General features: G+C 75.6%; 13 protein-coding genes and 1 pseudogene. 8 read left to right on the forward strand and 6 right to left on the reverse strand.

What is annotated here, in order from left to right; translation table 11 throughout:
• Positions 1-277 precede the first annotated feature (277 nt).
• From ACFVXH_RS33410 to ACFVXH_RS33420, 3 genes are all read left to right on the forward strand, one after another.
• The gene (locus ACFVXH_RS33410) at positions 278-1,009 is read left to right on the forward strand and encodes a transglycosylase family protein (protein WP_387829603.1); all 732 of its coding nucleotides are present in this window, start codon (positions 278-280) and stop codon (positions 1,007-1,009) included.
• Positions 1,010-1,285: 276 nt separating this feature from the next.
• A complete protein-coding gene (locus ACFVXH_RS33415; RefSeq protein WP_198959499.1) occupies positions 1,286-2,050 on the forward strand; it encodes an SDR family NAD(P)-dependent oxidoreductase in 765 nt (254 codons plus the stop codon).
• A 176-nt stretch (positions 2,051-2,226) separates the two neighbouring features.
• Positions 2,227-2,823 carry a TIGR03086 family metal-binding protein gene (locus ACFVXH_RS33420; protein ID WP_380744408.1) on the forward strand — a complete coding sequence of 199 codons (597 nt, stop codon included), beginning with the start codon at positions 2,227-2,229 and terminating at the stop codon, positions 2,821-2,823.
• A 12-nt stretch (positions 2,824-2,835) separates the two neighbouring features.
• Here ACFVXH_RS33420 and ACFVXH_RS33425 read toward each other — a convergent pair whose 3' ends face one another.
• The 3 genes from ACFVXH_RS33425 to ACFVXH_RS33435 form a co-directional block, all read right to left on the reverse strand.
• Positions 2,836-3,984, reverse strand: coding sequence for an alpha/beta hydrolase family protein (locus ACFVXH_RS33425; RefSeq protein ID WP_380744410.1), 1,149 nt, complete (start codon positions 3,982-3,984; stop codon positions 2,836-2,838).
• A 146-nt stretch (positions 3,985-4,130) separates the two neighbouring features.
• A complete protein-coding gene (locus ACFVXH_RS33430) occupies positions 4,131-4,598 on the reverse strand; it encodes a (2Fe-2S)-binding protein (protein ID WP_049652133.1) in 468 nt (155 codons plus the stop codon).
• A gap of 35 nt (positions 4,599-4,633) precedes the next feature.
• Positions 4,634-7,090 carry a molybdopterin cofactor-binding domain-containing protein gene (locus tag ACFVXH_RS33435; protein ID WP_387829606.1) on the reverse strand — a complete coding sequence of 819 codons (2,457 nt, stop codon included), beginning with the start codon at positions 7,088-7,090 and terminating at the stop codon, positions 4,634-4,636.
• Between the two features lie 469 nt (positions 7,091-7,559).
• Between ACFVXH_RS33435 and ACFVXH_RS33440 the strand changes: the two genes are divergently transcribed.
• From ACFVXH_RS33440 to ACFVXH_RS33450, 3 genes are all read left to right on the forward strand, one after another.
• On the forward strand, positions 7,560-8,837 hold the full coding sequence (locus ACFVXH_RS33440; RefSeq protein ID WP_074005760.1) for an MFS transporter: 1,278 nt from the start codon (positions 7,560-7,562) through the stop codon (positions 8,835-8,837).
• 112 nt (positions 8,838-8,949) lie between these two features.
• Positions 8,950-9,774 (forward strand): Mut7-C RNAse domain-containing protein, encoded by an 825-nt coding sequence (locus ACFVXH_RS33445; protein ID WP_387829608.1) that lies wholly within the window; start codon positions 8,950-8,952, stop codon positions 9,772-9,774.
• 222 nt (positions 9,775-9,996) lie between these two features.
• A complete protein-coding gene (locus ACFVXH_RS33450; protein ID WP_387829610.1) occupies positions 9,997-11,892 on the forward strand; it encodes a CocE/NonD family hydrolase in 1,896 nt (631 codons plus the stop codon).
• A 76-nt stretch (positions 11,893-11,968) separates the two neighbouring features.
• Here ACFVXH_RS33450 and ACFVXH_RS33455 read toward each other — a convergent pair whose 3' ends face one another.
• Positions 11,969-13,045 (reverse strand): restriction endonuclease, encoded by a 1,077-nt coding sequence (locus ACFVXH_RS33455; protein ID WP_049652136.1) that lies wholly within the window; start codon positions 13,043-13,045, stop codon positions 11,969-11,971.
• A 229-nt stretch (positions 13,046-13,274) separates the two neighbouring features.
• Here ACFVXH_RS33455 and ACFVXH_RS33460 point away from each other — a divergent pair, with 229 nt between their 5' ends.
• Entirely contained in the window at positions 13,275-13,775 is a 501-nt protein-coding gene (locus ACFVXH_RS33460; RefSeq protein WP_049652137.1) for an inorganic diphosphatase, read from the forward strand.
• A 54-nt stretch (positions 13,776-13,829) separates the two neighbouring features.
• Here ACFVXH_RS33460 and ACFVXH_RS33465 read toward each other — a convergent pair whose 3' ends face one another.
• Entirely contained in the window at positions 13,830-15,089 is a 1,260-nt protein-coding gene (locus tag ACFVXH_RS33465; RefSeq protein WP_387829613.1) for a pyroglutamyl peptidase, read from the reverse strand.
• Positions 15,090-15,347: 258 nt separating this feature from the next.
• On the opposite strand from ACFVXH_RS33465, the pseudogene ACFVXH_RS33470 reads away from it, so the two are divergent.
• Positions 15,348-15,899, forward strand: a pseudogene (locus ACFVXH_RS33470) (TerD family protein); the annotation flags it as partial.
• A gap of 703 nt (positions 15,900-16,602) precedes the next feature.
• Here the strand turns inward: ACFVXH_RS33470 and ACFVXH_RS33475 are convergent.
• The gene (locus ACFVXH_RS33475; RefSeq protein WP_387829615.1) at positions 16,603-17,223 is read right to left on the reverse strand and encodes a TetR/AcrR family transcriptional regulator; all 621 of its coding nucleotides are present in this window, start codon (positions 17,221-17,223) and stop codon (positions 16,603-16,605) included.
• Between the last annotated feature and the right edge of the window lie 51 nt (positions 17,224-17,274).

The raw sequence follows: 17,274 nt of genomic DNA on the forward strand, positions 1-17,274 counted from the left end.
CTGCGTCCGGGTGATGCCCCCTAGCTTCATTGGCGGCGCAACGAGCGCCACCCGGGTTCACCCCGACGCACTGCCCGCCGACTGACCCGCGGCGTGAGGGCGGTGCCCGCCGACGAGACCGGCTCGAACAGGCCGTCGGCGTGCGGAGGTGACCGGGGCGGCACGACACGTCCGACACGTGTCCGGCCGCCCGTCGAGTGAGGTGAGCGAAAGACTGCCGGCCCATGTCCCGGGCCTGGTTCCGCATGCCCACCCGGGACTTGTCGAGAGGAACTGTATGAATCCCCGTCACGAGACCGCCGCTGCCACCGACACCACCGCCACCACCAAGCGCCACCGCGTGCGGATGGCGGTCCTCGCGGGCGCCGCCGTCGCGGCCCTGCCGGTGGCCGGCCTCGTCACGGCCACCTCGGCCTCCGCCGCTACCTCCTCGACCTGGGACGCCGTCGCCCAGTGCGAGAGCGGCGGGAACTGGAGCACCAGCACTGGCAACGGCTTCCACGGAGGACTGCAGTTCAGCCCGTCCACCTGGGCCGCGTACGGCGGGACCGCGTACGCCTCCCAGGCCAACAAGGCGACCAAGGCGCAGCAGATCGCCGTCGCGGAGAAGGTCCTCGCCTCGCAGGGTGCGGGCGCCTGGCCCGTCTGCTCGCAGAGGGCGGGCCTGGGCAAGGGCGGCGCCCCGGCCGTCGCCGACACCTCGGGCGGCACGGCGGCCAAGGCGGCCAAGCCCGCCGCGAAGCCGGCCGTGAAGGCCGCCAAGCCCGCCGCCAAGCCGGCGGCCGTGCAGCAGGCGCCCAAGGGGCAGCCCTCGGCCAAGCCGGCGCAGTCCGCGCCGGTCGCGCCGAAGAACACCGCCGCGGGCGGCTACACCGTCAGGAGCGGTGACACCCTGAGCGACATCGCGGCCAAGTTCGGCACCGACACGGACAGCCTGTACCAGAAGAACCTGCGCACCATCGGCGCCGACCCGGACCTGATCTTCCCGGGTCAGACGCTGACCGTCTGACCGACTGACGGCTGTCCGACCGGCCGAGCGGCCGCCCCCATCAGGGCGGCCGCTCGGCCGGTCCCGGCGCGTTCGCGGTCCGTTCCCGGGGGAGCCCCGGACCGGGCGGCCGGCGGTCGGACCGCACCACCGGTGGTCGGCGCACACGCCGGGGCACGGGAGCACGTCGCGACTTGGTTGAACGTTGAACGCAACGTCCGAATACCGCCGGAGGTTTGAAGGGCTCCGGGCCAGGATCGAGTCATGTCCGAGATCGGAACGAGGAGTTCTGGAGATATGACGATGAACGGTGCGGCAGTGCTCGACAGCCTCGACGGCAAGGTGGCCCTGGTGACCGGCGGCAGCCGGGGGATCGGGGCGGCGGTCGCCCTGCGGCTGGCCGAGGACGGCGCCCACGTGGTGCTGACCTACCAGGGGGGCGCGGAGCGGGCCGAGGAGGTCGCCGCGAAGATCACCGCGATGGGGCGGACCGGCTGGGCCGTACGGGCGGACAGCGCCGACCCGGAGGCGGTGCGGGGCGTGGTCGAGGCCGTCGTCGAGCGGTTCGGGAGGCTGGACGTCCTGGTGAACAACGCGGGCGTCGGTGTCCTCGGCCCGATCGGCGACCTCACGCTGGAGGATGTCGACCGGGTCCTGGAGGTGAACGTCCGGGCACCCTTCCTGTACGCCCGGGCGGCCTCCGCGCACCTGACCGAGGGCGGGCGGATCGTCAACCTCGGCAGCTGCATAGCCCAGCGCGTCGCCTTCCCCGGCGCCACGCTGTACGGGACCAGCAAGGCCGCGCTGATCGGCCTGACCAAGGCGCTGGCCCGGGAGCTCGGGCCGCGCGGGATCACCGCCAACCTGGTCCACCCCGGGCCGATCGACACCGACATGAACCCGGCCGGCGGCCCCGCGGCGGAGGGCCAGCGCGAGCTCACCGCGCTCGGCCGCTTCGGCACCGGCGCGGAGGTCGCCGCCGCGGTCTCCTACCTGGTCGGCGAGGGCGGCCGGTACGTCACCGGCGCCGAGCTGGCGGTGGACGGCGGCTTCGCCGCCTGACGCGGGTTCGACGGCAGGCCCCCGGGGCGTGTCCCGCAGGCCCGGCAGGGATCCGCGGGGCGCGCCCCGGGCGGCGGCGGGCCCGGTGTCGCGCCGGGCGGTTGTCGGCGCACGCGCTTACGATCGCCCGGCACGACCCGTGCTCCCGGACCGGGACCCGTACCGAGAGGTGTGCCATGACCGCAGCGGAAGATCCGATCGGGCTGCTCGCCCGGGCGCTCGCGCAGACCGCCGGGCTGATCGACGGCACCGGCGTCGAGCTGGCCGGCCACCCGACGCCCTGCCGCTCCTGGGACGTCGGCGACCTGGTCAGCCACCTCCTGCACGACCTGCGGCAGTTCACCGTCCGGGCGAAGGGCGGGCAGCCGGACTGGTCGCAGCCCTTCGAACGGGTCGAGGAGGACTGGCTGCACGCCTTCGAGGCCGGGGCGGAGGAGCTGGTCGACGCCTGGCGCGCGGCCGGCGACCTCGGCGGCACCCTGGAGGTCCCCGGCGTCGGCACCCTCCCGGCCCGCTTCCCGGTGGACCAGCAGACCACCGAATTCGCCGTCCACGGCTGGGACTTGGCCCATGCCACCGGCCAGTCCACCGAGGGCCTGGACCACGAGGTCGCGCTCGCCGCGCTCGCCTGGGCGGCCGGCGCGCTCAAACCCGAGTACCGGGGCGCCGAGGAGGAGCAGCACGCCTTCGGGCCCGCCGTCGACGTCCCCGAGGACGCCCCGGCGTACGACCGGCTCGCGGCCTTCTTCGGCCGCGACCCGGCGGCCACCTGACGGGGTCGGCGCCTACCGGCGGCTCCAGCGGAACTCGATCTCCGGGTGGCGCGGGGACGGGGCGTCGAGGAGCGGGGCGGGGCGGTCGCGGAGGAAGTGGTCGACGAAGGCCCGGACGTAGGTGCGGGTGAGTGCGGTGGCGCGGGCGGGGGCGATGGTGCCGAGCAGGGCGGCGTAGAGCTCGGGGGGCAGGTGGCCCGGGAGGTTGCCGGGGACGGCGGCGTGCGGCAGGTCGGTGAAGCTGAAGTGGCCCGCGCCCAGGGTGCGCAGTTGGCGGCCCCAGGCGTGGTGGTGCTCGCGCCAGCGCCGCCAGGTGTCGTGGTCGTCGAGCGAGGTGAGCAGCAGGAACGGCCGGTCCAGCCCGAGCTCCGGGACGGGGGAGCCGAACAGGCCGCCGTCCAGGTCGAGGCCGATCCGGAAGCGCGGGTCCTGGCGCAGCGCCTCGGCGGCCGCGGCTCCGCCCATGGAGTGGCCGAGCACGCCGATCCGTTCCTCGTCGACCCGGAACGGCAGTCGGCCGCTGGTCAGTTGGCCGGTCACGAAGCGCAGGTCGCCGACCCGCGCGGCGATCTCCTCGCGCTCGGCGGCGTCCCAGTCCGGTGGCTCCTCCGACAGGACGCTGCGCACCAGCCGGCCGTCCGGGAACTCGACGGCGGCGGCGTCGTAGGTGTGGTCGAGAGCCGCGACGAGGTAGCCGTGCGCGGCCAACTCCTCGGCCAGCGCGGTGCAGTTGCTGCGCCCGCCCTTACGGCCGTGGCCGAGCAGCAGCAGGGGGAGCGGGCCGGGGTGGGCGGGCGCGCCGGCGCGGGCGGTGGGGCGGACCAGGCCGAGGGTGCCTGGGTCCAGCGGCAGGGCCTGTTCGATCACGGCCGCGACCCGGGGGGTGGTGTAGGGCGCGCGGGGCCGGCCGGCGGTGCCGCGCGCCGGGTACCAGAGCTGGACCATCAGCTCGCGCGGGCCGGGCGTGGGCGCGAAGGGGTCGAGCCGGTCGTGGTCGACCAGGTGCAGGCTGGTGGTGCCGACCGGCCGGCCGACGGTGGGCGCGGGGAGGTCGATGGTGCGCGGCGGGGCGGTCGGGGCGGCGAGGGCGGGCCCGGCGGGCAGCAGGGCGGTGGTCCCGCCCAGGCCCGTGAGGGCGAGCAGTGAACGGCGCCTGATCATGCGTCATCCTTGCCGGCTCGGCGACGGGGCCCGGTCAGCCTAGGTGGTCTGGACCGGTGACGCCAGGGTTCGGAGCGGGCGGAGGACCGACGGCAAGTCGGCGGCGGGACCGAACCCGAACCCGAACCCGAACCTGGGCCCAGGGTTCAGGGCTTGGCGCCCTGCCGGGTGGCGGCCTGCTTGATCGCCTCGCGGATGCGCGGGTACGTGCCGCAGCGGCAGATGTTCTGGATCTGGTCGATGTCCGCGTCCGTCGGGTTCGGGGTGCGGCGCAGCAGGGCGACGGCGGTCATGATCTGGCCCGGCTGGCAGAAGCCGCACTGGGCGACGTCGCAGGCGAGCCAGGCCTCCTGGACGGGGTGGAGGACCTCGCCGTCGGCCAGGCCCTCGATGGTGGTGACGGTGTGGCCCGCGCAGTCCTTGACGGAACGGGTGCAGGGCTGGAACTCCTGGCCGTCCAGGTGGCTGGTGCAGGCGCGGCAGACGCCCACCCCGCAGCCGTACTTGGGGCCGGTGACGCCGAGCTTGTCGCGCAGCACCCAGAGCAGGGGCATGTCGTCCGGGGCCTCGACGGTCACGGGCTGCCCGTTGAGGACGAAGGTGTGGCTGGGCATGGGGGTCGCGGTTCCTCGGCTGGCTCGGCTGGTGGTCAGAAGTTGATCGGGAAGGAGCGCGGGCTGGTGCCGGTCGCGCGGGCGTAGGCGTTGGCGACGGCGGCGGAGGCGGCCGGGACGCCCAGCTCGCCCGCGCCGCCGGGCGGTCCGCTCGGCGGCATCAGGTGGATCTCGACCACCGGCGGGGTGTGCCGCTGCCGGGCGTAGTGGAAGTCGCCGTAACTGCCTTCCCGGAAGGCGCCGTTGTCCAGGTGGTTGCCGGCCTGGAGGATCACCGAGATGCCGTCGACCAGCGCGCCGGTGAGCTGGGCCTCCAGGCCGGTGGGGTTGATCACCCGGCCGACGTCGGCGACGACGACGGCCTTGGTGACCCGGGGGTTGGCGCGGTCGGTGGCGTCCAGCTCGACGAGGTAGGCGACGCAGGCGCTGTGCTCGTCGTGGTAGCCGATGCCCTGGGCCTGGCCGGGGGGCATCGGGCGGCCCCAGCCGCCCCGCTTGGCGAGCTCGTCCAGCACCGCCCGCCCGGTGGTGCTGCGCATCCGGTCGCGGCGGAAGGCCAGTTCGTCCTGGCCCATCCGGCGGGCGAGTTCGTCCATCATGATCTCGTCGGAGACCCGGACGGTGCCGGAGTAGACGGAGCGCCAGCTGCCGGTGTGCAGTTCCAGCGGCACCTCGGCGAGCAGCTGGTTGGTCACCCCGACGTCGTACGGGATCTTCTCGGTGAGCAGGAAGAACAGTTCGGCGCCGGTGAGCCCGGCCAGCGGGAGCTTGTAGCCGGCGGCGGTGAACACGTCGCCGAGGCCGTGTCCGAGGTCGGTGCGGACGCCGGCCACGTGGTGCTCCCAGCTGAACACCTGGCCGAGGCCGTAGGTGGCCCGGACGATGTGGTGGCTGGCGGGGCGCATCCGGCCGTGGCGCATGTCGTCGTTGCGGGTCCACATCAGCTTGACCGGGCGGCCGGCGGCCTTGGAGACCTGGGCGGCCTCCAGGGCGGCGTCGAAGAACAGCCGGCGGCCGAACGAGCCGCCGCCGCGCACCACGTGGACGGTGACGGCGTTCGTCGGCAGTCCGAGTTCGGCGGCGATGGTGCCCTGGGCGAGGATCGGGCTCTGCGCGGCGAACCACAGCTCGGCCCGGTTCGGCCGGACGTCGGCGACGGCGGTGAGCACCTCCATCGGGGCGTGGTTGACGAAGGCGAAGTCGAACTCGCCCTCCACCCGGTGGGAGAGCAGCGGCGGCGGGAGGGACGGCAGGTGGGCGGCGCGCAGCCGGGACCGTACGTCGGCGTCGGACAGGCCGGCGACCGGGCCCGGGTTCCAGGTGGTGCGCAGTGCGTCGCGGGCCTTGAGCGCCTGGTCGAAGGTCTCGGCGAGGACGGCGACGCCGGTCGGGATCTGCACGACCCCGAGGACTCCGGGCATGGCGCGGGCGGCGGAGGCGTCCAGGGACTTGAGGGTGCCGTTGACGGTGGTCGGGCGGGCGACCACGGTGGGCACGGCGCCCGGGACGTCGAGGTCCCCGGCGTACTTGGCACGGCCGGTGACGATGTCGCGGGCGTCGATCCGGCCGGTCGGCCGGCCGACCAGGCGCAGCTGGTCGGGGGTCTTGGGGAGGGCCGGGACGGCGGGTGCGGCGACGGTGGCCGCCTCGGCGGCGAGGTCGCCGTAGCCGAGCCGGCGGCCGTCGGGGGCGAGGACGGCGGAGTCGGCGGTGCGCAGGGTGGGCGCGGGAACGTTCCAGCGCCTGGCGGCGGCGGTCACCAGCCGGGCCCGGGCGGCGGCGGCCGCGGCGCGCACCGGGTCGTACAGCGAGCGGATCGAGTTGGAGCCGCCGGTCAGCTGGTTGAAGAGCAGTTCGGGGCGGGCGTCGGAGAGCGGGACGTCGACGTCGGAGAGCCGGGCGTCGAGCTCCTCGGCGACGATGACGGCGATCGCGGTGGTGAGGCCCTGGCCGACCTCCAGCCGGGGCAGGTGCAGCACGGCGCGTCCGGCGGGGGTGACTTCGAGGACCAGCAGGTGGGCGGTCGGCAGCCCGGCGATGATCATCGCGTCGCCGAGGTCGACGATGTCCGGGATGCCGGGCAGGCCGATCAGCTGCTGGGGGAGGGCGGTCTCGCGGACCGGCACGGCGGCCGCGGCGGGGGACGGGACGGGGCGCGGGGCGGCCTGTGCGGTGGCGGGTGCGACGGCGTCGGCGCCGAGGCGGGCGCCGACGGTGAGGGTGGGCGCGGCCAGCAGGTAGGTGAGGAAGCGCCGGCGGCGGGTGCCCTCCGGGCCCGGGGCGTCCGGGTCGGCCGGAGCGCCGGCGGTGCCCGGGGCGTCCGTGGCAGCAGCCGTACCGTGCGGGTGCCCGGCGTCGCGCGGTCGGCCGTTGGAGTCCGAGGGGGCGAGGGAGGTGCTGATGGGAGGACACCCTTCGGGCCGGAGACGGCGACGGAACGGGCGGGCGGGGCGGCCCCGGGCCGGTGCCGGATCGCGAACGCCGTTGAGCATAAAAGGAGGCTACTGACGGGTCAACACGGTCAAAGTTGGCCCTCGGTCGGCCCGATCACGGTTGTGCGGCGGTCGGCGGGAGCGGAGTCGGAGCGGGTACGGACGGCGCTTCGGAGCTGCGGGCGGGGCCGGAGCAGGGCCGCCGGGACGGGCTCGGAGGCGCCAACTGGCGCCCCTCGCACGCGGGTTCAGGGGTCGGTCGACGGTGCGGCGGCAGGGGGAATTGGCCCAGGAAATTCCTTGATCACTGGACCGTTCCACTGGGCCGGTTCTTCCGTAGGCTGGGGGCGCACCCGAACCGGCGGTTGCGAGGACCGACTCCGCGCGCCGCCCGTCCGGGGGCCGCGAACAAGGGTGACGGTCCGTGAGGCGTTTACGGCCGCGGGGCGTTGACGGCCCTGGGGGCGCGTGCGGGCGACCGCCCGGACGCCTCCGGCCGGTGGCGCCCGCGAACGAGTGAAGGAGGGGCATGCCGTCCGACCGAACCGCCCGTTGGGGCGCCCTGCCGCCCGCCGGGCCCCAGCGGACCCTCGCGGCCGCCCAGTTGGCCGCCGCCGTGGGCGACGGCGCGTACTACACCTGCTCCGCCCTCTACTTCACCCGGGTGGTCGGGATGTCCCCGACCGCCCTCGGGCTCGGCCTCACCCTCGCCTGGGCGCTCGGCTCCCTCGCCGGCGTCCCGCTCGGACACCTCGCCGACCAGCGGGGCCCGCGCCGCACCTCGATGGCGCTCGCGCTCGGCACGGCGGCCGTGGTCGCCGCCTTCCTGGTGATCCGCTCCTACCCGCTGTTCCTGCTCGCGGTCTGCCTCTACGCCACCGCGCAGTCCGGCCTGACCGCCGCCCGGCAGGCGCTGGTCGCCGCCCTGGTGCCGCCCGCGCAGCGGACCGCGCTGCTCGCCCACATCCAGTCGACCCTCAACGGCGGACTGGCCGTCGGCGCGGCGATCGGCGGCATCGCGCTCAGCGTCGGCACCCGCGCCGCCTACCTGGCCGCCTTCGCCGTCACCGCGCTCGGCTTCCTGATCGGCGCGCTGGTCCTGCGGCGGCTGCCCGAAGCCCCGCCCGCGACCGGGCCGTCGGACGCCGGGCCGCGCCTGGCCGTGCTGCGCGACCGCCGGTACGCCGCCGTCACCGCGGTCAACGCCGTCCTGCTGCTGCGGATGCCGCTGCTCAGCCTGATCATCCCGCTCTGGATCGCCGCGCGCGCCCCCGGGATCGGCTGGCTCGGCTCGGCGCTGTTCGTGCTCAACACCCTCGCGGTGCTGGCCTTCCAGGTCCGGGCGGCCCGCGGCATCACCGGACTGGAACCGGCCGCCCGGGCGGTCCGCTCCGCCGGGCTGCTGCTGCTCGGCTCCTGCGCCGTGTTCGGGCTGTCCGCGCTGGACGTGCCGGTCTGGGCGGTCGGCGCGCTGCTGGTCGCCGCCTCCGTCCTGCAGGTGGCCGGGGAGATGCGGCAGTCGGCCGGCAGCTGGCAGATCGCCTTCGACCTCGCCCCGCCCGGGCGGATCGGCCAGTACCAGGGCTTCTTCGGCACCGGCGTCGCCGTCGCCCGCACCCTCGGACCGCTGCTGCTCACCGCGCTGCTGCTGGAGGGGGGCCTGGCCGGCTGGCTGGTCCTGGGCGGGGTGTTCCTCGCGGCGGGGTACGCGATGGGGCCGGTCGCCCGCTGGGCGGCCCGGGACCGCGGTCACGCGGTGTCACCGCCGGCGCCCCCGGTGGTGGCGGGAGCGGCGCCGGGGGCCTGACCGTACGGGACGGGAACCCCCAAGGCGGCCCGGGGAGCGTCCAACGGGACCGGACCGGACCGGGCCGGAAACCCGGTGGCCCCGGGCCGCCGCCCGCTGGCATGCTGGCCGCGTGGACCGACCCCAGATCCAGCTCGACTTCGCCCCCGAGCTGCACCTCTTCGTCTCCGCGCCCCGGCGGGCCGGCCGTACCGCGCTGCGCACCGACGGCGCCTCCACCCTCGGCCACGTCGTCGAGTCCCTGGGGGTGCCGCTCACCGAGGTCGGCGCCCTGCTGGTGGACGGCCGGGCGGTGCCCGACAGCCACGTCCCGGCCGACGGCGAGGAGATCACCGTCCGGGCCGTGGCCAGGCCGCAGCCCTCGCCCGTCCCGGCGCGCTTCCTGCTGGACGTCCACCTCGGCACCCTCGCCCGCCGGCTGCGCCTGCTCGGCGTGGACGCCGCGTACGAGAACCCCGACATCGGCGACGCCGCCCTGGCCGCCCGCTCGGCCGCCGAGCAGCGGATCATGCTCTCCCGCGACCGCGGCCTGCTGCGCCGCCGCGAACTGTGGGCCGGCGCCTACGTCTACAGCCACCGCCCCGCCGAGCAACTGCGCGACGTGCTCTCCCGCTTCGCTCCGCCGCTCACCCCGTGGAGCCGCTGCACCGCCTGCAACGGCAGGCTGCACCCGGCTACCAAGACCTCGGTGCGCGAGCAGCTGCGGGACGGCACCGAGCGCTCGTACGACGCCTTCGCCCAGTGCGAGGACTGCGGCCAGGCCTACTGGCGCGGCGCCCACCACGCCCGGCTGGAGGCGATCGTCGCCGAGGCGGTGCGCGACTTCGGGCCAGGCCGGGCCGGCGGACCGGGCCAGGAGCCTGGGCCGGTCGGGGAGTTCGGGGAGGTCCACGGGTCCGGGGAGGGCCAGGGCCGGATCGGGGTCGTCTCAGGGTAGCGCGCTCTGGCGGACGGCCCGGCGCCCGTGGTCCCATCGGCGGTGGGGGACGAGACCACGCTACTCGCTCGCAGGAGAGAGGCCAGGTCGTCGTATGAGTACTCAGCCAGGGCAACAGCCCTTCCGCACCACGGACACGGGGGATACGGACACCGCGGTGGTGACCATCCCGGTCGGGGCCGAGGCACGCCCGGAGGAAGACCCCTGGAAGGCGACCGTCCGATGAGGCGGGGAGTGCTGCGCCGCCCGCTGGCGGCGCTGGTCGCCGCCGCGGCCGTGCTCGGGCTCTCGGTCGCCCCGGCGGCCGCCGCCGGGCCGTCCGGGCCCGCCGAGCCGCATCTGCGGTCGCGCTACGTGACCATGCCGGACGGGGTCCGCCTCGCCGTCGACGTCTACCTGCCCGAGGGCACCCGGGCCGGCGCCGACCTGCCCACCGTCCTGGTCACCCAGCGCTACTGGCGGGCCAGGGTCAAGGCCGGCCAACCCGGCGGCACCAGTGGCGAGGCCGAGCGGTGGACCGCCCGCGGCTACGCCTACGTGGTCGCCGACCTGCGCGGCACCGGCGCCTCCTTCGGCACCCTCACCTCCGAACTCGGCGCCGACGTGACCGCCGACAGCGGCCCGCTCAGCGACTGGATCGCCGCCCAGCCCTGGTCCAACGGCCGGATCGGCACCACCGGCATCTCCTACGGCGGCGACACCGCGATGCTCGCCACCTCCCTCGGCAACCATCACATCACCGCCGCCGCCCCGATCTCCTACGACTTTGACCCCTACGAGGACCTGGTGCGCCCCGGCGGCCTGCTCATCGAACCCCGGGTCGCCCCGTACGCGCTGCTGCTGCGCATCCTCGACCAGGCCGGCGGCACCACCTGCGAGACGGACGAGGACACCCGGCAGCTCTGCGCGCGCATCGGCCTCACCGGCCTCCAGCCCCGGCCGGTCGACGGGCCCGACGGCCCCGCCCTGCTCGCCGCCGCGCGCGCCGAGCACGCGAACAACGCCAACCTGGTCGAGATGGCGCACTCCGGCGTCCACCGTGACTACCGGGACGGGCCGAAGAGCTGGACGGTCGGCAGCGTCGGCGAGCGGACCGACGCCGTCGAGGCCGGCGGGGTGCCGGTCCTGACCAGGGCCGGCTGGCTCGACGCGGGCACCGCCAACGGGGTGCTCTCCCAGTTCACCGGCCTGTCCAACACCCAGGACGACTGGATCGGCCCGTGGAACCACGGCGCCGGCTGGTTCGCCGACCCGTTCCAGCCCGCCCGCCCGCTCACCGGGCAGGAGCACCAGGAGAACGACCAGCGGGTGCTCGACTTCTTCGACCGCTACGTCCGCGGCGACGCCCACCCCGACGGCACCCGGCGGGTGCACTACTACACCTTCAACGAGGGCGTCTGGCGCACCACCACCCGCTGGCCGGTGCCCGGCACCCGCACCCGGCGGTTCGACCTCGGCGCGGGCCGCTCGCTCACCGACCACCCGCCCACCGGCCCTTCGTCCGTCGACGGGGCGGACGACCGCCGCGGCGGCTCCGACCAGCTGCTCCTCGACCCGACCGCGGGCACCGGCCCGCTGGACCGCTGGAACACCAACCTCAGCGGCGACGAGGTCAGTTACCCCGACCGCGCCGCCGTCGACGCCAAGCTGCTCGGCTACACCACCGCACCGCTGGGCGCCGACACCCGGGTCACCGGCAACGGCAAGGTCACCCTCGACGTCACCGGCCTGGCGGGCTCGGCCCGCGGCGCCCTGCACGTCTACCTGGAGGACGTCGCGCCGGACGGCCGGGTCACCTATCTGACGGAGGGTCAACTCTCGCTGGCCGACCGGGCGGTGGCGGACCGCTCGGACAATCCCGACTGGCGCCGGCTGCGCACGCCGCGCAGCTACGCGGCCGAGGACGCCGAGGACTTCCCGCAGGGCCGCGCGCAGCGCGTCACCATCGACCTCCAGCCCGTCTCGGTGCTGTTCCGGGCCGGTGAGCGGATCCGGCTCACCGTCGCGGCCGCCAACCCCGACTCCTTCCAGCTGCTCCCGGCCGACGGGAAGGCGGGCTACCGGATCGGCTGGGGCGGCGACCGCGGCTCGGCGCTGGAGCTGCCCGTCGTGCGCTGAGGGGTGCGACGCGGGGCACCCGGTCTCGGCCGGGTGCCCCACGTCGGCACCTCACCTCACGTCGTGTCGCGCCGGGTCAGGCGTCCACGACCTCCAGGCCGTACGCGGTCACGGCCTGCCGCAGCCCGCCCGGGTACCCGGCGAGGGCCGGGGTGAACTCCCAGTCCCCGGAGGGCTCGCGGTCGAACCGGCCGAGCCGCATCGCGGTGTTGGTCTCCGCGCCGTCCGCCAGGTGCACCACGGCCGCGTCCTGTCCGGCGCCGGCCTCCAGGATCAGCGCGGGCCCGGCGAACCCGCCCATGGTGGCCCCGGGGTGGTTCTCGGTGTCGGCGGCGGCGATGACCACCAGCCGGTCGACGTCGGCGGGCAGCGCGTCGAAGTCGACCATCAGGCAGGCGTTCGCGTCGCCGTAGCCGGTCACCAGCCGCACCGAACCGTCCGGCGTGGAGCCGTTGTTGTAGAACACCAGGTGGTCGTCGGAGAGCGCCACGTTGCCCCGGCAGACCAGGGCGGCGATGTCGTACTCCTCCTCCCCGGTCCAGTGCAGGAGCAGCCGGGAGGGCTCGGCGGCCACCTCGATCGCGGGCAGTCCGTCCAGGGCGCCGGCCTCGGCGGAGGCCTCGTCCTGGACGGCCGCGAAGACCTCGTGGAAGCCGTGGTGCTTGAGCAGACCGACCAGCTCGGAGCCGTTCAGCAGGGTGATCGGCTTGCCCGCGACGAACTGGTGCGAGCTGGGGCCGAACCTGCTGGTGGTGACCAGGACGGCCTTGGTCGCGGCCTGGTCGTGCCGCAGCGTCCCGTACAGGTCCCGCACCGCGGTGGGCGCCACCGTGTCCCGGTACCGCTTCACCTGCACGATGACGTTGCCGCCGCGGAACGGGTCGGGGTCGATGCCGCGGACGTCCACCCCGCCGTCCCGGGACCGGGCGGTGAGCTCGACCTTCATGCCCATCGCCTCCATCAGCCGGGCGATGAGGCCTTCGAACTCGACCGGGTCCATCGCCAGCAGGAGCTGGAGTTCGCGGACGCGCCGGGCCATCCGGCCGCGGTTGGCGTTGGTGTCGTCGCGGAGGTGACGGAAGAGCGCGCGCTGGGCGCGGCGTTCGTCGGCGTCGGGGTTGCTGAGGCGGTGGAGCTTCCGGCTCCGGGACATGGGCGTGCCCCCTCTTGCATGGTGACGGCTGTTGCAGGCGTCACCGTAGAGGAATCGTGGACGAAGAATTGTCGGGCCGTCACTTCCGCCGCACAATCGAGACCTGGCGCACGGGCACCGGCGTGCGCACGGGCCTCGGGCGGCGCGGGGGCGGCTCGACGGCGGGGGTGCTTCCGGTGGCCGTCCGGACGGCGGACAATCCCCCCAGGAGCCGAGGAGGAGGCCAGCGGTGGAGTTCGAGGTCATGATCGAGACCCCGCAGGGGTCGCGGAACAAGTACGTGATGGACTTCGTGGCGGGCCGGATCCGGCTGGACCGCACCCTCTTCACGGCCACCGCCTACCCCGCCGACTACGGCTACGTCGAGGGCACCCTCGGCGGCGACGGCGAGCCGCTGGACGCCCTGGTGCTCGGCGGCGAGCCGGCCGTCCCCGGCTGCGTGCTCACCTGCCGGGCGGTGGGCGTGTGGGTGATGCGCGACGAACGCGGCCCGGACCAGAAGGTGCTCTGCGTCCCGGCCCACGACCCGCGCTACGCCGACCTGCGGGACATCGGCGACCTGCGCGAGTTCGACCTGCTGGAGATCACCCACTTCTTCCAGGTGTACAAGGACCTGGAGCGCGGCAAGTCCGTCGAGGGCTCGCACTGGGCGGGCCGCGACGCCGCCTACGCGGAGATCGCCGAGTCGCGGGCCCGCGCGGCGGGCACCCGCTTCGCCGACCCGGCGTAGCGGGCGCCCCCCGGGCCGCCCCGGACCGTCCCCGGGGCGTGCCCGGACGGTCCGTCAGAGCCTGGCGGCGCTCAGGATCGCGCGGACCTCGTCGCCGATCGCGGCCTCGTTCTGCTCGAACTCCGGTGCGGTGAGCCGGTCCGGGTCGGCCGGCAGGCCGTTCAGGACCGGGGTGTGCAGATGGCCGCCGGGGAGGTCCGGGGCGAGGAACAGGCGCAGCCGGTTGGAGCGGTAGGCGACCTCGTTGGAGAGGTACCCGCCGCCGCCACCGGAGACCGCGCGGGAGCCGGGGGTGGGGCCGTCCGGCCGGAAGACCGGCCCGGTGGCGCCCGCCGGGATCTCGGTGACGAAGGTGTCGAGCAGCACCGGGAAGGGCTGCTGGACGGCCCGCATGGCGTCGGTCGGCAGGGTGGTGCGGACGAACTGCGGCCCGGGGGCCAGCCCCGGGGCGTCCACCGGGTGCTGGGAGGTGCCGCCGGAGAGCGCGGCCACGTTGTCGGTGGCCGGGTCGGCGGAGCGGGCGCGCCCGGCCCACTCCTCCAGGGTGAACTTGCCCGGGTAGCCCTGGCTGATGCTGGTGATCAGGTCGGCGGACTGCCGGCCCGGCCGCAGGTGCGGGGTGAAGGCGCGCTCCACGATGCCCTTGTCGAAGTCCCCGTAGCGCACCGGCAGGACGACCGCCCGGACCTCGGCGGCGCTGCCGTCGGCGAGGGTGATCCGCTGCCCGTGCAGTTGCAGGACGGCGGACCCGGAGGGGTTGGCGCGGCGCGCCTCGGCGTCCAGGCCGAACGGGTCGAAGCCGCTGACGAAGATCCGCCGGACGCCGGGGGCGGCGCTGAAACCGTCGTCCAGGCCGCGCGAGGCGTCCTCGAAACGGGCCCGCAGCGCGGCGTGGTCGACGTCGAACCGGGGCTGCCAGCGGGCGAGCTGGACGGTCATGGCGAGCCTGGTCCAGTACAGCGGGCGGTCGTCCCGGGCGGGCAGTTCGCCGCTCGGCCGCCGGCCCTGGGCGCGGTCCACGCCCGCCTGCCAGAGCGTCCGGCCCCAGGTGTCGGCCACCCGCTCGGCCTGCCGGGCGTTGCGGGCGGCGCACAGCGCGGAGGGGAAGCCGCCGAGCAGCTCGCCCAGGCCGGAGCGCTCGGTGAAGCCGGCCGTGCGGGCGTCCTGGAGGCGGGCCTGCTCGGCGTCCAGCGGCACCGTGGCGGAGGTGCGGCAGCCGGCCGGGGCGGCCTGGGCGGCGGCCGGGGCCAGCAGGGCGACGAGGGTTCCGGCGAGCGCGGCGGCCAGTCCGGCGGTGCGGCGTAGACATGTCATGTGCGCTGACAATAGGTCCGGACCTGACGGCCCGCCAGAGTGCCGACACGGCGCGCCGTACGCCGGTCCGGGGGCCGCCGGACCGGCCCGCCCGGTACCGGGAGGCGCCGCCGGGGGCCCCTCGGGCGGCGTTCCGCCGCTGGTGGGACGGCGTTCCGGCCCGGACGGAAAGCCGGCGGTTCGACCGGGAACCGCCGCGAGTTCTACAGCGTTGTCGTGGTCGAACAGCGGTACTCGTACGGTGGTGGAGGAAGTTCCATGAGCGTGGCCCTGACGAAGGGTGGCAACGTCTCCCTGGGCAAGCAGGCCCCCGGGGTGCGGGTGGTGCGGGTGGGCCTGGGCTGGACGGCCGGTGACGGGTACGACCTGGACGCCAGCGCGCTGCTCTGCGGGGCGGACGGGAAGGTCGCCTCGGACCAGCACTTCGTCTTCTTCAACAACCTGCGGAGCCCGGACGGCTCGGTCCGCCACCTGGGCGGGGCCGGCGGCGGCGCCGACCGCGAGCAGGTCGAGGTCCGGCTCGCGGAGGTCCCCGCCGGGGTGGAGAAGGTCGTCTTCGCGGTGGCGATCTACGACGCGGCGCAGCGGCGGCAGTCCTTCGGGCAGGTCCGCGGCGCCCACATCCGGGTCGTCGACCCGGACAGCGGCACCGAGGTGGCCCGGTACGACGTGGCGTCGGAGGCCGGCAGCGAGACGGCGATGGTGTTCGGCGAGCTGTACCGGCACGGCGCGGACTGGAAGTTCCGGGCGGTCGGGCAGGGGTACGCCGACGGGCTCGCGGGCATCGCCACCGACTTCGGGGTGGACGTCCTGCAGCCGGCGCCCGCCGCCGCCCCGCCCGCCCCGGTGAAGCCGCCGGTCGCGCCGCCCGCCCCGCCCGTGGCTCCGCCCGCCGCGCCGCCGGCGCCGGTCGCGGCCCCGGTGCCGGCCGTGCTGCCCGCCGCCGCGCCCGCCGTTCCGATGACCCAGCAAGGACCAGGGAGTTACCCCGTGACGTGTTTCTTCGACCCCTCGCACGGCGCCGGCACCACGGCGGTGTACTGGTCGCCGCAGTGGGGCGTGCCGCGCCAGATCGAGGCCTGCGTGGCCTGCGCCCAGCGGGTGCAGACCAACGTCCCGCCGTTCTACACCCCGGCGCAGGCGGGCTATCCGCAGCCGGTCCAGCAGGGCCAGCCGCCGCAGGTGCCCGGCCAGCAGGCCCAGGGCGGACGGCGCTTCGGCACCGGCGCGCTGATCGGCGCCGGCGCGGCCGGCCTGGTCGGCGGCGCGCTGCTGAACGAGGCCTTCGACGACGACCCGCAGGTGGTCGTCAACAACTACTACGAGGACGACGGCTTCTTCTAAACCGTCTTCTGAACCGTCAGGTCACGGCCGCGGCGAGGGCCGCCTGGGGAGCCCCCCGGCGGCCCCCGCCGTCGGTCGGATGATGTCGGAGCGTCGTTCCGGCCTTCCAGGGCCCTCGCCGCGCCCGGCGGCCGCACAACGCTTCGGCGCTGTGCGGCCGTTCGCGTTCCTAGTGGTCCCCGCGCCGGTACGCCCCGGCGCGGGCCGCCGCCTCGGCGGCCTCCGCCGCGCGGTCCGCGGCCGCCTCGTCCAGCGGCTCGGCGGTGGTGAGCATCCGGTAGTAGAGCGGCGCCGAGACCGCCCGGACGACCTCGAACCCGTCGGTGTCCGGCGGGAGTTCGCCGCGCTCGACGGCCGCGGCGACGCACGGCGCCCACTCCTCGACCCGGCGCCGGTAGAAGTGCCGCAGGGCCTCGGCCGCGTCCGGGTCGCAGGTCGCCGCCACGATGACGGCGCGGAACAGCGCGCCCTGCCGGGGGTCGGCCAGGGTGCGCTGGACGAGCCGGGCGTTGGCCCGGAGGTCCCCGGCGAGGGAGCCGCTGTCGGTGCGCGGCAGCGACTGCTCGGCCATGTCCGCGAGCAGGTCGGCGACCAGCGCGGTGGTGCTGCCCCAGCGGCGGTAGACGGTGGTGCGGCCGACCTCGGCCCGCTGGGCGATGTCGCCGAGGTCGAGGCCGCTGAAGCCGCGCTCGACCAGGGCGTCCTCGGCGGCGCGCAGGACGGCGGCGCGGACCCGGGCGGTCCGGCCGCCGGGGCGGACCGTGCCGGGCGTGGAGGGCTCGACGGCCATTAACGGGATTCCTGTTCCATTAGAGGGGTGGAGTCTGCTAGGTTCAGAGCA

It is taken from the genome of Kitasatospora sp. NPDC058184, from assembly GCF_042883725.1.
GTDB lineage: Bacteria > Actinomycetota > Actinomycetes > Streptomycetales > Streptomycetaceae > Kitasatospora.

Bases quoted from the DNA above. Each gene is read 5' to 3' on its own strand.
- ACFVXH_RS33475 (WP_387829615.1), bottom strand. From the start codon at position 17,223: ATGGCCGTCGAGCCCTCCACGCCCGGCACGGTCCGCCCCGGCGGCCGG.
- ACFVXH_RS33410 (WP_387829603.1), top strand. From the start codon at position 278: ATGAATCCCCGTCACGAGACCGCCGCTGCCACCGACACCACCGCCACC.
- ACFVXH_RS33415 (WP_198959499.1), top strand. From the start codon at position 1,286: ATGACGATGAACGGTGCGGCAGTGCTCGACAGCCTCGACGGCAAGGTG.
- ACFVXH_RS33465 (WP_387829613.1), bottom strand. From the start codon at position 15,089: ATGACATGTCTACGCCGCACCGCCGGACTGGCCGCCGCGCTCGCCGGA.
- ACFVXH_RS33435 (WP_387829606.1), bottom strand. From the start codon at position 7,090: ATGCTCAACGGCGTTCGCGATCCGGCACCGGCCCGGGGCCGCCCCGCC.
- ACFVXH_RS33425 (WP_380744410.1), bottom strand. From the start codon at position 3,984: ATGATCAGGCGCCGTTCACTGCTCGCCCTCACGGGCCTGGGCGGGACC.
- ACFVXH_RS33455 (WP_049652136.1), bottom strand. From the start codon at position 13,045: ATGTCCCGGAGCCGGAAGCTCCACCGCCTCAGCAACCCCGACGCCGAC.
- ACFVXH_RS33420 (WP_380744408.1), top strand. From the start codon at position 2,227: ATGACCGCAGCGGAAGATCCGATCGGGCTGCTCGCCCGGGCGCTCGCG.
- ACFVXH_RS33430 (WP_049652133.1), bottom strand. From the start codon at position 4,598: ATGCCCAGCCACACCTTCGTCCTCAACGGGCAGCCCGTGACCGTCGAG.
- ACFVXH_RS33450 (WP_387829610.1), top strand. From the start codon at position 9,997: ATGAGGCGGGGAGTGCTGCGCCGCCCGCTGGCGGCGCTGGTCGCCGCC.
- ACFVXH_RS33440 (WP_074005760.1), top strand. From the start codon at position 7,560: ATGCCGTCCGACCGAACCGCCCGTTGGGGCGCCCTGCCGCCCGCCGGG.